At 75.9% G+C, this 13083-nt stretch carries 15 protein-coding genes; 10 read left to right on the plus strand and 5 right to left on the minus strand.

Going from position 1 to position 13083, the window contains the following annotated elements:
* Nucleotides 1–3: 3 nt before the first annotated feature.
* The 5 genes from ACZ51S_RS07495 to ACZ51S_RS07515 all read left to right on the plus strand — a co-directional run bounded on the left by ACZ51S_RS07495 (nucleotide 4) and on the right by ACZ51S_RS07515 (nucleotide 3041).
* Complete coding sequence (locus ACZ51S_RS07495; protein WP_468802431.1) at nucleotides 4–780, plus strand: MBL fold metallo-hydrolase; 777 nt, start codon at nucleotides 4–6, stop codon at nucleotides 778–780.
* Nucleotides 777–1418, plus strand: coding sequence for a DedA family protein (locus ACZ51S_RS07500; protein ID WP_468960065.1), 642 nt, complete (start codon nucleotides 777–779; stop codon nucleotides 1416–1418). The genes ACZ51S_RS07495 and ACZ51S_RS07500 overlap by 4 nt, the downstream gene beginning before the upstream one ends.
* A complete protein-coding gene (locus tag ACZ51S_RS07505; RefSeq protein WP_388942611.1) occupies nucleotides 1415–1750 on the plus strand; it encodes a MazG-like family protein in 336 nt (111 codons plus the stop codon). The genes ACZ51S_RS07500 and ACZ51S_RS07505 overlap by 4 nt, the downstream gene beginning before the upstream one ends.
* Nucleotides 1751–1816: 66 nt before the next feature.
* Nucleotides 1817–2452, plus strand: coding sequence for a helix-turn-helix domain-containing protein (locus tag ACZ51S_RS07510; protein WP_468886289.1), 636 nt, complete (start codon nucleotides 1817–1819; stop codon nucleotides 2450–2452).
* Between the two features lie 67 nt (nucleotides 2453–2519).
* Nucleotides 2520–3041, plus strand: a complete 522-nt coding sequence (locus ACZ51S_RS07515; protein WP_468479239.1) for a GNAT family N-acetyltransferase — start codon at nucleotides 2520–2522, stop codon at nucleotides 3039–3041.
* A 33-nt stretch (nucleotides 3042–3074) separates the two neighbouring features.
* Here ACZ51S_RS07515 and ACZ51S_RS07520 read toward each other — a convergent pair whose 3' ends face one another.
* The 3 genes from ACZ51S_RS07520 to ACZ51S_RS07530 all read right to left on the minus strand — a co-directional run bounded on the left by ACZ51S_RS07520 (nucleotide 3075) and on the right by ACZ51S_RS07530 (nucleotide 6183).
* Nucleotides 3075–4184: an MBL fold metallo-hydrolase gene (locus ACZ51S_RS07520; RefSeq protein WP_468802429.1), complete on the minus strand. Its 1110-nt coding sequence runs from the start codon at nucleotides 4182–4184 to the stop codon at nucleotides 3075–3077.
* Nucleotides 4185–4229: 45 nt separating this feature from the next.
* Nucleotides 4230–5474, minus strand: coding sequence for an aminotransferase class I/II-fold pyridoxal phosphate-dependent enzyme (locus ACZ51S_RS07525; protein ID WP_468960067.1), 1245 nt, complete (start codon nucleotides 5472–5474; stop codon nucleotides 4230–4232).
* Between the two features lie 136 nt (nucleotides 5475–5610).
* The gene (locus ACZ51S_RS07530; RefSeq protein WP_468960069.1) at nucleotides 5611–6183 is read right to left on the minus strand and encodes a TIGR03086 family metal-binding protein; all 573 of its coding nucleotides are present in this window, start codon (nucleotides 6181–6183) and stop codon (nucleotides 5611–5613) included.
* 204 nt (nucleotides 6184–6387) lie between these two features.
* Between ACZ51S_RS07530 and ACZ51S_RS07535 the strand changes: the two genes are divergently transcribed.
* Nucleotides 6388–7239, plus strand: coding sequence for a methyltransferase domain-containing protein (locus ACZ51S_RS07535; protein ID WP_468802426.1), 852 nt, complete (start codon nucleotides 6388–6390; stop codon nucleotides 7237–7239).
* 182 nt (nucleotides 7240–7421) lie between these two features.
* On the opposite strand, the gene ACZ51S_RS07540 is transcribed toward ACZ51S_RS07535, so the two are convergent.
* Nucleotides 7422–9398 (minus strand): DUF5107 domain-containing protein, encoded by a 1977-nt coding sequence (locus tag ACZ51S_RS07540; protein ID WP_468479243.1) that lies wholly within the window; start codon nucleotides 9396–9398, stop codon nucleotides 7422–7424.
* Between the two features lie 233 nt (nucleotides 9399–9631).
* The gene (locus ACZ51S_RS07545) at nucleotides 9632–10186 is read right to left on the minus strand and encodes a GNAT family N-acetyltransferase (protein ID WP_468479244.1); all 555 of its coding nucleotides are present in this window, start codon (nucleotides 10184–10186) and stop codon (nucleotides 9632–9634) included.
* A 34-nt stretch (nucleotides 10187–10220) separates the two neighbouring features.
* On the opposite strand from ACZ51S_RS07545, the gene ACZ51S_RS07550 reads away from it, so the two are divergent.
* From ACZ51S_RS07550 to ACZ51S_RS07565, 4 genes are all read left to right on the plus strand, one after another.
* On the plus strand, nucleotides 10221–10934 hold the full coding sequence (locus ACZ51S_RS07550) for a hypothetical protein (protein ID WP_468479245.1): 714 nt from the start codon (nucleotides 10221–10223) through the stop codon (nucleotides 10932–10934).
* Between the two features lie 252 nt (nucleotides 10935–11186).
* Nucleotides 11187–11813: a heavy metal-binding domain-containing protein gene (locus ACZ51S_RS07555; RefSeq protein WP_468960071.1), complete on the plus strand. Its 627-nt coding sequence runs from the start codon at nucleotides 11187–11189 to the stop codon at nucleotides 11811–11813.
* Between the two features lies 1 nt (nucleotide 11814).
* Complete coding sequence (locus ACZ51S_RS07560; protein ID WP_468479247.1) at nucleotides 11815–12675, plus strand: heavy metal-binding domain-containing protein; 861 nt, start codon at nucleotides 11815–11817, stop codon at nucleotides 12673–12675.
* A complete protein-coding gene (locus ACZ51S_RS07565) occupies nucleotides 12668–13078 on the plus strand; it encodes a hypothetical protein (protein WP_468479248.1) in 411 nt (136 codons plus the stop codon). The genes ACZ51S_RS07560 and ACZ51S_RS07565 overlap by 8 nt, the downstream gene beginning before the upstream one ends.
* The last annotated feature ends 5 nt before the right edge of the window (nucleotides 13079–13083 follow it).

Consider the following 13083-nt stretch of genomic DNA (forward strand, 5'->3'; position numbering starts at 1 on the left):
GGGGTGCCGGTGGAGATCACCTGGTGGGGTCATGCCACGTGCGCGGTGCGGGACTCCGGGGTGCGGGTGCTGACCGATCCGCTGTTCGCCCGGCGGCTGGCACACCTGCGGCGGCGGCGCGGTGCGGTGCCCCCGCCGGAGGCGGCGGAGGCGGACGTGGTGCTGGTGTCGCACCTGCACGCCGACCACCTGCACCTGCCGTCGCTGGCGCTGCTGGCTCCGGGCACCCGGCTGGTGGTGCCGCGCGGGACGCGCCGGGCGGTGCCGGGGCTGGCGCGGCTGGCGGGGACCAGGGGGCTGGTGGTGACGGAGGTGGTCCCGGGCGAGGAGGTCGGCGTACGGGAAGGGGTACGGGTGCGGGCGGTGAGCGCCCGGCACGACGGGCGGCGGGTGCCGTTCGGGCCGCAGCGGGCGCCCGCGCTGGGGTACGTGGTCGAGGGTTCGGCGCGGACGTACTTCGCCGGGGACACCGGGCTGTTCGCCGCGATGGCCGAGGAGGTCGGTCCGGTGGACGTGGCGCTGCTGCCGGTCGGCGGCTGGGGCCCGTACCTGGGTCCGGGGCACCTGGACGCGGAGCGCGCGGCGAGGGCGGTGGCGGAGCTGGCTCCGGCGGCGGCGGTGCCGGTGCACTACGGGACGTACTGGCCGATCGGCATGGACGCGGTGCGGCCGTACGAGTTCCACGCGCCGGGCGGGGAGTTCGCCCGGCGGGCGGGGCTGCTCGCGCCGAAGGTGGCCGTACGGGTCCCCGCGCACGGGGAGCGGGTGCGGCTGCCGTGACGCCGTGGCGGGTGGCGGCGGACGTGGTGGGGCGGGTGCCGCCGGAGACGACCCAGCAGGCGGTCGGCTACCCGGCGTTGTTCGTGCTGGTGGCGCTGGGGGCGCTGGTGCCGGTGATCCCGACGGGGGCGCTGGTGAGTTCGGCGGCGGTGGTGGCGCTCCATCAGCGGTCGTTGTCCTTCGGCGTGATGCTCGTCATCGTGGTGGCCGCGCTGGCCGCCTTCGCCGGCGATGTCGCGCTGTACTGGCTCGGGTCGCGCGGGGTGCGTTCGCGGGGCGGCTCGCGGTGGCTGGAGTCCCTGCGGGGGCGGACCCCGCCGGAGCGGCTGGAGCGTGCGCGGCTGAAGCTGGACGAGCACGGGGTGCTGGTGCTGGTGCTGTCGCGGCTGGTACCGGCGGGCCGGATCCCGGTGATGCTGGCCTGCCTGCTGGGCGGGCTGCCGCTGCGCCGGTTCGCCCGGGGTGACGCGCCCGCCTGCCTGGCGTGGGCCGCGACGTACGGGCTGATCGGGATCCTGGGCGGCTCGCTCTTCTCCGAGCCGTGGAAGGGCGTGGTGCTGGCGGTGGCCCTGACGTTGCTGATCGGCGTGGCTCCGGGGGTGTGGCGGCGGCTGCGGCGGGGCAGGGTCGGGCCGTGAACTCCACCTCCTGGGACACCGTCCGCGCTCTCGCAGACCGCTTCGAGGTGGCCGCGGCCGCTCGCGGGGTGCATCCTCCGCAGAGCCACCTCCTCCAAGTGCTGAAGATCGGCGAGGAGTTCGGCGAGGCGGCGCAGGCGGTGATCGGCGCCACGGGGAGCAACCCGCGCAAGGGGTACTCGCACAGCTGGGACGACGTGCACGACGAGGTGTGCGACGTCATCATCACCGGCATGGTGGCGCTGGCCCGGATGCGGCCCGACGCGGCGGCCTACTTCGGGGACCAGCTGGCCCTGAAGGCGGCCCGTTTCCTGCCGGAGCGCGCGCCCTGAACCCGCCGGGCGGGCGCCCGGCGGCCCCGTGTTGCCGTTTTCGGGACGGTCGGATGGAATGCCCGCATGGATGCGCGCCCGGATGCCCACACGCACGCCCGCCCGGACGGACCGCCGTCCCACCGCGCCGTCCTCGACGAGGTCGGCCCCCGCCTCAGGCGGCTGCGGGACCGGCACGGTCTGACCCTGGCGGCGCTGTCGGAGGAGACCGGCATCTCCAAGAGCACCCTGTCCCGGCTGGAGTCGGGACAGCGCCGGCCGAGCCTGGAACTGCTGCTGCCGCTCGCCCGTGCCTACCGGGTGGCCCTGGACGACCTGGTCGGGGCGCCCCCGGTGGGCGATCCCCGCGTGCGGCTGACGCCCCGCGCGATGCGGGACGGCGGTACGTCGGTGGCACTGACCCAGGGCCTGGGCCCGCTCCAGGCGTACAAGATGGTCATCCCGGACCGGGGCACCGAGCCGGACCTGCGCACGCACGAGGGCTACGAGTGGCTGTACGTCCTGAACGGCCGCCTGCGCCTGGTCCTGGCCGGGCACGACCTGGTCCTCGGCCCGGGCGAGGCCGCCGAGTGGGACACCCGGACCCCGCACTGGTTCGGCAGCGCCGACGGCCGGCCCGTGGAGATCCTCAGCCTGTTCGGCCGGCAGGGCGAGCGCATGCACGTGGTGGCGAAGCCGAAACCGAAGCCGGCCCGGCAGTGAACTGAGCCGGAGACGGGTCGAGGAAAAGCGGGTGCGGGCCACCGGCTCCAGAATGTTTCCTCGCCTCATGAACACGACGAGACTCGTGCGTCTCCGACCTTGGGCGGACGACGACCTCTGGCTGCTGCGGCGGCGCAATACCGCGGAGATGACGGCTCACCTCGGCGGCCCCGAGGCCGACGCCGCACTCCTCGCCCGTCACCGCCGCTGGACGGTCATGAGCTCGAACGCCGCACACGAGGGGCGGGTGTTCCGGGTTGAGTCTCCGGCGGGGGACACGGTGGGTACGGTGTCCTTCACGCCGAAGGAGTACGGGGGAGAGCCGATCTTCGAAGTGGGCTGGGGCGTCCTCCCCGAGTACCAGCGCCAAGGCTGGGCGACAGCCTCCGTCCGGGCCCTCCTCGACCATCTGGCCGCCCTCCCCGCGGCGCACCGCCGGCCGGCGGTGCACGCCTTTCCCCGTGTGGCGAACTCGGCCTCGAACGCGGTCTGCCGGGCGGTCGGCTTCACCCTCATCGGCGAAACGGTGCACGAGTACCCGCCGGGCCGGCATCACGCCAGCAACACCTGGCGCTTCACCCTCACGTGACGGCCCGAAACGACCTCGGTCGTCCGGTCGTGTTCAGAGGGTTCGGGAGGCGCCGATCGGGAGGTCCCAGAGGTCCTCGCGGGGCAGGCCCGCGCGGGTCCAGGCGGCGCGGGTGCGGTGCAGGGGCTCCGTGACGGGTTCCGCCGACAGGACGAAGGTGGCCCAGTGCATCGGGGCCATCCTGCGGGCCCCGAGGTCCAGACAGGCCCGCACCGCTTCCTCCGGGTCGGCGTGCACGTCGCGCAGCCACCAGCGCGGGGCGTAGGCGCCGATCGGCAGGAGCGCGAGGTCGATGCCGGGGTGGCGGCGGCCGATCTCGCCGAACCAGTGGCCGTAGCCGGTGTCCCCCGCGAAGTAGACCGTGCGCCCGGCGGCCGTGTCGGTGAGCACCCAGCCGCCCCACAGGGTGCGGCAGGTGTCCAGCAGGGAGCGCTTGGACCAGTGGTGTGCCGGGACGAACTCGAAGCGTACGCCGCCCAGTTCGGCGTACTCCCACCAGTCGAGCTCCGTCACGCTCGTGAAGCCCCGGCGGCGGCACCACCGGGCGAGTCCGGCCGGGACGAAGAGCGCGGTGTCCCGGGGCAGCCGCCGCAGGGTGGGGGCGTCGAGGTGGTCGTAGTGGTTGTGGCTGATCACCACGGCGTCCACGGGCGGCAGTTCCTCCCACGGCACCCCGACGGGTGTCATCCGCGCAGGGGTCCCCAGGATTCGCCGGGACCAGACCGGGTCCGTGAGCACCGTCAGGCCGCCGGTCCGCAGCACCCAGCTGGCGTGCCCGGCCCAGGTCACGGACAGCGTGCCCGGCGGCGCCTCCGGCAGCGGCGCGGGCTCGTACGGCAGGTCGGGGATACCGCTCAGCCCCTCCGCGCCGGGCCGGAACGCGCCCTCGCGCGCCAGCCGGGCGAAGGCGCGCAGCCCGGGCAGCGGGGTGGTCAGCCGGTCCGCGAAAGAGCGGGGCCAGAGCCGGTGTTCGCCGAGCGGGCGGGGTGCGGACGGGGCGGCCGGGGGGCCGGGCGGGGGTGCGGAGGGCGCGGCGGGGGCCGGCGGGTGCCTGGGCGGGTGGCCCGGCAGCGCGGGGACGGCGTCGCCGGGGCCGCCGGCCGGCGGAGCGGTCGTCACGGGGGCGTCCGGCTGGTCCCTCATCGCGAAGTCTCCGTTCGGCGGCGGCCGGCTGGCGCGGGCCGCACGTCAGTCGGCCAGTCCGGCGAGCGCCGACCGGAGCCGGTCGAGCGCGCCCCGGACCTGCGGCAGCGTCAGCGGATCGCGGGCGCCGAGAGCGGCGAGCCGCTCCTGCGGGGTGGCCCCCAGCAGCGGTCCGGTCGACAGCCGTACCCGCAGGGCGCCCAGTTCGTCGGCGAAGCGCTGCCCGCCGGGTGTCGGCGTCCCCAGCCGGGCGCCGAGCCAGTCCTCCAGTTCCATGGCGTCGCCCACGCCGTGCCGGGCGAGTCCCGCGCGCAGCGGGGTGAGGTCGGCGTACAGGTGCCGGCCGGCCTGCGGGGGCCGGGCGAGGGCGCCCGCGGCCAGCAGTTCCCGGTGGGCGGCGGCGGCCACCGCGCCGTGCAGGGCGGCCGCCGCGTAGGCGCGCCCGGCGACGGCGTCGGTTTCGTCGAGGGCGTGTGCGGCGGCCACCGCGACGGGGCCCGCGACCAGGGCGCCGGTGGCGGTGAGGACGTCGAGGGTGCGGGCCCTCAGCCAGGTGCCGCTCGGGGTGCCGGGGAAGCGGACCACGGCGGCGGGCCAGCCGGCCGGGAGCAGCGCTCCGGCGAGGTCCACGAGTACGGCCGCCCGGTCGGGGAGCATCTCGGCGGGGCTCAGCACGAGCGTGTCGTGCGGCCGGTGCACGGTGTCGCGCCAGCTCTCGTCGCTGACGACGAACAGGCCGGCGGCCTCGGCCGCCTCGCAGGCCTCGCGCAGCATTTCGGGCGGCGGCACGCTCGCGGTCGGGTCGTCGGCCACCGAGAGCAGCAGGACGCGCGGGTCGCCGCCCTCGGCGCGGATCCGCCGTACGGTCTCCAGCAGGGCGTACGGGTCGGGGACGCCGCCGCACTCCGCCGGGGTGGGTACGTGGTAGGCCCGCCGTCCCAGCAGCCGGACCTGCGGGGTCCACCAGGCGGGACAGGGTCTGGGCAGCAGCACGTCGCCGCCGTACGCGCCGAGGAGCGCCAGCAGCAGGGCGGGCGCGCCGGGGCCGGCGGCCACGTTCTCGGGGGCGGTGGGGAGCCCGCGCCGGGCCCAGTGGCGGCAGGCGGACTCGCGCAGGGGCTGTCCGCCGCCGGGGGGTTCCGGAGCGGGCCTGTCCGCGGCGGCGGCGAGTACGGAGGTCAGCTCGGGCAGGACCGGGAGTCCCGGTTCGGGGGCGGGCGGACCGTACCTGACGGGGCCGCGCCCCTCCGGGGCCGGGCGGTGCCAGAGCCCGGCGAGCCCTTCCGTCATGCCCTCGGCCATCCCCGACACGTGCCCCGCCTCCCGTTCTCCGCCACCAACCGATCTGCCCTTTATACGATTATTTACACGGATACGCCCGTTAACCGTGTCGCCTTGCCCTGGCGTCCCCGCGGCCTTTCGCCGCTCAGCCCTTCCTGCCCAGGAGGGCGAGCAGCCGGGTCTGCGCGTCGGCGCCGGGCGGAACCTCCAGCGGCTCCGCGTACATCCCGCCGGCGGCGAGTCCGTCCGCGTACGGCATGACCTCCTTGATGGAGAACTCGACCAGGTCGTCGGGCAGCCGGTCGTCGGCTCCGATGGCCCGCGAGAGGTCCCAGGCGTGCACGACGCAGTCCGCCGTCAGCTCCGAGCAGTACGCCGACACGCGCGTGGGCCCGTACGAGAGCGTGACCGTCCGCTCCAGCGCGCCGGGCGCGGCGAAGGCGGCGTGCCCGGCTGCCGCCGCCCGCTCCCAGGCGGCCGGCGGGTCCTCGCCCAGCAGGTCGCCGGAGAGCTCGTCGCCGACGTCCGCCACCGTGCGCCCCTCGGTGACCAGCGGCGGGATCCAGAGCTGCTCCCCGGTGACGTGGTTGACCAGGTCCCGCACGGTCCACTCGGTGCAGGGGGTGGCCGCGCCCCACTGGGAGGCCGTGACCGCCCGCACCCGATCGCCGAAGAGCCTCAGCGCCGCGGCGTGCCATTCCAGCAACATCTTCGGCATGGGTCTCACCGTCCTTCGCCTCGGGGTGCGCCGCCCCCGGGGCCCACTGTCCTCGCCCCTCCTCTGCCCTGCCACCGACCCGGCCAATCCCCTTGCGCCACACCGGTGGTGTCCACATGTCGAAACGCATATCTCACGGGCCGGGCCGATCCCCTACGGTGATCACCACGCCCGGCGATCCGCCACGACGACGAGGAGTGAGCCATGAGCACCGCCGCCCACGGCACGCACGGAGCCCGCGAACCCCACGAGACCGCCGTCTACACCCACGGCCACCACGAGTCGGTCCTGCGTTCGCACCGCTGGCGCACCGCCGCCAACTCGGCCGCGTACCTGATCGGCGAACTGCGCCCCGGCATGCGCGTGCTGGACGTGGGCTGCGGCCCGGGCACCATCACGGCCGACCTGGCGGAGCTGGTCGCGCCGGGCGGCCACGTCACCGCCGTCGACGCGGCGGCCGGCGTACTGGACCAGGCGAGCGCCCACGCGGCGGAGCGGGGGCTGTCCGGGGCGGTCGACTTCGCCACGGCGGACGTGCACGCGCTGGAGTTCCCCGACGGCTCCTTCGACGTGGTCCACGCGCACCAGGTGCTCCAGCACGTCGGCGATCCCGTGCGGGCCCTGCGCGAGATGCGCCGGGTGTGCCGGCCGGGCGGGATCGTCGCGGTACGGGACGCCGACTACGCGGCGATGACCTGGTACCCGGCGACGCCGGGCCTGGAGGAGTGGCTGGACCTTTACCGGCGCGTCGCCCGGGCCAACGGCGGCGAACCGGACGCCGGGCGCAGGCTGCTGTCCTGGGCGCGGGCGGCCGGGTTCACCGACGTACGGGCGTCGGCGACGGCCTGGTGCTACGCGACGCCGGAGGAGGTCGCCTGGTGGTCCTCCCTGTGGGCGGACCGCACCACCGCCTCCTCCTACGCGGCCGCCACCACGGACGGCGGCCACGCCACCCCGGAGGCCCTGGCCGCCGCCGCCCGGGCCTGGCACGCCTGGGGTGCGGCGCCGGACGCGTGGTTCTCGGTCCTGCACGGCGAACTGCTGTGCCGCGCCTGACCGTCTGACCGCTTCGGCGGCCCCGCCCGCCCCGGCTGCTCCGCCCATCCCGGCGGCCCCGCCCATCCCGGCTGCTCCGCCCATCCCGACCGCCTCAGGCGCCCCGACTGGCTCAGGCGCCCCGCACGCACCGGCCGCCTGCGCAGCCCCCGCAGCCCCGCCCACACCGGCGGCCCGGCCCGTCATTCTCGCGGCGGGCGCATCCGGAAGTCGTACTCAGGCGGCAGCGGCCGGTCCGTCAGGGCGGCCCACACCTCGGACAGGGTCTCCTCGCCCTCCCGCAGGTCGGCGATCTCGAAGCCGTCCTCGAAGACGCGCCGGGCCGCCCCTACGTGGCCCTCGGCCGCCAGCAGCCGGGCGGCGAGCAGCCGGAAGCGGCCCTGCTCGCGCAGCGACGGGCGCAGCCGGTCCCAGACGGCCCGCGCCGCCGCGAGGCGTCCGGCGCCGAGCAGGGCGGTCATGGCCTCCCGCCCCAGCGCGGCCTCGGCGGCCGTCCAGGCCCCGCCGCCCCGGCTCTCCCCCGCCAGGCCCTCGAAGGCCGCCGCGTACCGGTCGGCGGCCCGCTCCGCGTTCCCGGCCAGGGCGTCGGCCGCCGCCAGACAGCGCAGCAGCGGCCAGCGCGAGGGCGCCTGCGCCAGCCCGCGCTCCCAGCTGCGTACCGCCTGGGCCACGTCACCGGCGTGCCACTGGGCCACCCCGAGGTGGTACTCGGTCAGCGGGTCCGCCGGGGCGGTCTCCAGCATGTCGCGCCAGTGCGGGGCCACCAGGCCGGGACCGGGCGGGGCGGCCGCGCGCGGCGCCGGGAGGACGCCGGTGCGCCACAGCTCCAGCCAGGGCTGCTGGTCCTCCTCCAGGGTGGACTCCGGGAAGGGGGTGCCGGGCAGGTCGAAGCCCCCGCACAGCACCTCCAGCGCGCCCCAGCCCGAGCCGTCCGCCAGCCGCTCCCCCGGTTCGGTGTCGGCCTGCCCGCGCCACGCCTTGTGCGCCGCGTCCAGGGCCCCGGCCGGCAGGGCGGCGTCGAGCGCCGCGGACGCGGCCCCGCGCGCCGCCGTCCAGTCGGCGCCGTGCACCGCCGAGGGCTCCGCCGACAGCGGCCCGTACGCCTCCAGCCAGCTGACCTCCGAGCCGGCCTCCAGCCGTACGTGCTCCAGCTGGGTCCGTGCCAGCCCGGCCTGGATCTCGGCGTAGCCGCCCGTGCCGGGCTCCGTCAGCCACTCCTGCCAGCGCCGGCCGCCCGGTCCCGCGCCCCACACGAACAGCTTGCGCCCGCGCAGCCGTGCGGTGGAGGCCTGCACCAGGCCGTGCCCGTCGGCGTCGAGGGAGGCGATCCAGGGGCGGTCCGCGTCCTCGGCCAGGACCTCGTAGAAGAAGTCGGCGGGGTAGGTGCTGTTCAGCGGGTACGTACGGTCGGCGTCCTGCCAGTGCGGCACGGGGACGCGGCGCAGCGTGCGCTCGTAGCCGAAGTGCCAGGCCTCCTCGGCGGGGGCCAGGACGCGGGTGCCGGCGTCCTCGGGGACGGCGGTGTTCGACCACCAGTAGAGGGGGGCGGGCCGTTCGTGCGGATTGCGCACGCGGACGCCGACGTACAGGAAGTCCGAGTCCGCCGGCAGCCACAGGTCCACCTGGAAGGGCAGGTCGCGCAGCCGCTCCCACTCCCACAGCCGCACCATCACGCCCCCGTCGGGCGCCGGCACGAGCGCGGCGTGCAGCGGGGCGCAGGACAGGGCGGTGTGTCCGGTGGCGCCGATGTTCCATTCCACGCCGCCGGAGTACCAGGCTCCGTTGAGCGCGAAGTGGGCCGGCTGGAACACCGGGTTGCGGTAGAGGAGTTCGCGCCCGGTGGGGAGGTGGACGAGGGAGTGGATCCGGCCGCCGAGGCCGGGCAGGACGGTCACCCGCAGCCGCCCGTTCTCGATGACGACCGCCTCGAACTCCCGCTCCTCGCGCCGCCGTCCATATCCGTCGCGGAGCCGGACGGGCAGCAGGGAGCGCAGCGGTTCGTAGCCGATCTGGCGCGCCATGTCGCGCGGCAGCCCGTGGCGCGAGCGCTCGTCCAGTTCGTGCACCCCGTCGGGGGCGCGCAGCGCGGGGAGCGGGTTGTCGGGGCCCAAGGGGGCGGCGGGGAGGGTCAGCTGGGCACGTCGGACTGTGGTGGCCATGGGGGAATGGAACACTCGCGTGCGGCCCCGTGCACAGGGGTTCCGCACATCACCACCGGTCAGGATTACGCAAAGGCCCGCGCGGCCGGGCCGTCGGGGCGGCCGGATCCCGCCCGAGGCGGAAGCAGGCCGGAGGCCGGGCGGGAGGGGAGGCCCGGCGGCATCGCGGCGCGGCACGGCCCCGCCTCGCCGGCGCGGCCCCCACCCCACCGGCGCGGCCCCCGGCGCCGCCCTCACCCCGCCGGCGCCGTCAATGCCCAGCGTTCGTGGTCGCGCCAGGCGCCGTCGACGTACAGGAACTCCGGGGAGAGGCCCTCCAGGCGGAAGCCCCGGCCCCGGACCAGGCCGATGGACGCGTCGTTGCCCGGCTGGATGTTCGCCTCCAGGCGGTGCAGGCCGAGACCCGCCCCCGGCTCGGCGAAGGCGTGCGCCAGCAGCAGGTCGAAGCCCTCGCCGAACAGTCCGCACCCCGCGGCGTGCGCGAAGGCCCCGTAGCCGAGCGCCCCGCACTGGAAGGCTCCGCGGACGATGTTGTTGACGTTGACGAAGCCGGCGGCGGCCCCGGTGGCGAGCTCGCAGACGAGGAACCCGGCCCGGCTCCCGTCGCCGCCGGTCAGCCGGGCCGCGTACGGCCCGTACTCCTCGGGGGTCTGCGGCGGGAACAGCCAGGGCCGGTGCAGCGCACGGCTCTCCCGCGCACGGGCCGTGAACTCGGGGCCGTCGGCGGGCGACAGGGGCCGCAGGCCGACCCGCCGGCCCGTGCGGACGTACTCGGTGGAATAAGGCATCGCCCCAGGTTAAGCACTGTGACAGCATCCCGGAGTGACCATCATCCCGAGCACCGGCGGGCTGCTGCGCGCGGCCGCCCGCAACAACGCCGAGTGGTGCGCGGCCGTTTCCCGCGCCGGCCACTTCCGCGACTCCCTCTGGTGCAGCCCGAGGCGTACCCCGCCGCTCTACCCCGACGCCGTCACCCTCGCCCCCGACGCCACGGCCGCCGACGTGCTGGCCGGTGTCGACACCGCCGCCCCCGGCTGCTCGGTGAAGGACAGCTTCGCCGCGCTCGACCTGGCCCCGGCCGGCTTCGAGGTGCTGTTCGAGGCCCAGTGGATCCACCGCCCGGCGGGAGCCGCCGTTCCCGAGGCGGCGCGGGGCGGCCGGCTGGAGTGGGACGAGGTGGAGAGCCCTGCGGAGCTGTCGGCCTGGGAGGCCGCCTGGGACGGCGAGGGGAGCACGGGCCTGTTCCACGAGGGGCTGCTGCGGGAGGGGATCGTCTTCCTCGCGGGCCGCGACGGGGCCCGGATCACCGCCGGGGCCGTCGTCAGCACCGGCGGCGGGGCCGTCGGCGTCTCCAACGTGTTCGCCCACGACGACGCGGACACCGGCGCCGCCTGGACTGCCGCCCTCGACGCGGCCGCCCGCCACTGGCCGGAACTGCCGGTCGTGGGCTACGAGCACGGCGAGGACCTCAACACGGCCGTACGCGCCGGGTTCACCCCACTCGGCCAGCTGCGGGTCTGGCTGCACACCGACTAGGCGTATCCGTTCGCCTCTCGTATACGCTTCCGGACGACGACGTACCAACAGCCGGATGGCACCTGGGACTCGACCCTGTCGGCCCGGGAGTTCGCCGCGGTCACCGGCGTCGGGTTCGCACCGGTCGGGCAGGTGATGGGCACGGCCGTCTTCCACCTGGGCGACACCGGTGCCTGGGGATGTCCCGGCGCGTGGACGGCTGCCAGCGGCCCCTCGGGGCCGTCCTCGCCCTCGAGCCCCTCCCTGGCGCCGTTGACGAGGGCCGTCTCCGCGGCGCGCAGGCTGGCGCTGAGCCGCGCGGTGGCCGAATGCCGCGCGCTGGGCGGCGACGGGATCGTCGCGGTACGGCTGGTGTCGCGCGAACACCTGGGTGACGCAACGGAGTTCACCGTCATCGGCACCGCCGTCCGGGCGCGCTCCCGCGTCCGCCCGCGGCAGCCCTTCACCTCGCACCTCGGCGGACAGGACCTCGCCCGGCTGCTGCACGGCGGCTGGGTCCCCACCGGCCTCGCGTTCGGCGTTTCACTCGCGATCCGGCACGACGACTGGCGCGCCTCCCGGCTGGCCGGCCGCCGGTTCGTGGGGAACCAGGAGGTCGACGGCTACACCCGGCTGACCGACCACGTCCGCCAGGACGCCCGTGCCCGCCTCGCCCTCGACGCCCGCAAGCACGGCGGCGGCGCCGGCGACGGGGTCGTCGTGGACGAAGTCGGCCTCCGGCTGCGGAGGACCGAGTGCCTGGGCTCCGAGGGCGGGGGCGCGCGGGACGTCATCGCGGAAGCCGTCTTCGTCGGCACTTCCATCACCCGGTTCGGCCGGTCCCGGCGGCCCGCCGCGGCAGGGCCGCTGACCATCATGAGACTGGAGCGCGAGCACTGACATGACCGGGCAGAACACGACCGGGGAAACGGAACGGATACCGGACGGGCGAGACCTGTCCGAGGACGCGATGCGGCGCCTGGCGCAGCTCCGGCCGGACGACGACAGCGGCCCCATGTTCACCTCGGACCTCACGGTGAACGAGTTCCTGCTGGTGCGGGAGGCCGGCTTCCGCCCCCTCGGCCTGGTCCTCGGCTGCTCCGTCTACCACGTCGGCTTCCAGGTCGGCCGCTGGTCGAAGAACCAGGAGCTGACCAAGCTGTCCCAGGCCATGTACGACGCCCGCGAGCTCGCGATGAGCCGGATGGAGGCCGAGGCGAGCGCGCTGGGGGCGGACGGGATCGTCGGCGTCCGGCTGGACATCGAGTTCAAGGAATTCGGTTCGGACCTCGCCGAGTTCATCGCGGTGGGCACGGCCGTCAAGGCGGCGGGCGCCGACCCGGGGCCGGCCGGCACCTGGCTCAACAACAAGGGCAAGCCGTTCACCTCGGACCTCTCCGGCCAGGAGTTCTGGACGCTGGTCCGCGCCGGGTACGCCCCGCTGGACCTGGTCATGGGTTCCTGCGTCTACCACGTGGCGCACCAGGGCTTCGTGCAGGCGCTGGGCAACACGGGTCGCAACGTCGAGATCGAGCCGTTCACCCAGGCCCTCTACGAGGCCCGCGAGCTGGCGATGAGCCGGATGCGGGCGGAGGGGAAGGCCCTGGGGGCCGAGGGGATCGTGGCGGTGCGGCTGAAGCAGCACTCGCACGGCTGGGGGTCGCACACCACCGAGTTCTTCGCCGTCGGGACGGCTGTGCGGCCGCTGCGCGAGGACCACGTCATCGACCGGCCGGCCATGGTGCTGGGCCTCGATGACTGACGGGAAGGGGACGGCCCGGGTGGACGTGGGACTGCTGGCCGCGGCGCTGCGCCGGGACAGCGCCGACCTGGAACTCTATGCCGGCGTGCTGTCGGCGACCCTCGCCGACTCGCTGCCGCCCGGCGCCGTCCGGGTCAGCCGCAGGCGTTCCGTGGCGCGGCGGCTGGCGGGGCGGGAGGGGCCGGTCGAGGGACTGGACGTCGTGCTCGGGGAGCAGCGGCTGACCCTGCGCACGGACCGGGGCCGGACCATCGGCGAGGTCTGCCACGAGGTGCGGGGGATCGTCCTCTCGCGGCGTCCGGTGGGCCTGGACGAGTGGATCGGCGCCCTGGCCGGGGCCCTGGCGGACGCCGCGGCCTCGAACGCGCGCGCCCGGGAGGCCCTCGAACGGTTCCTGTCCTAGGCCGT

Source organism: Streptomyces sp. NPDC034043, from assembly GCF_055575675.1.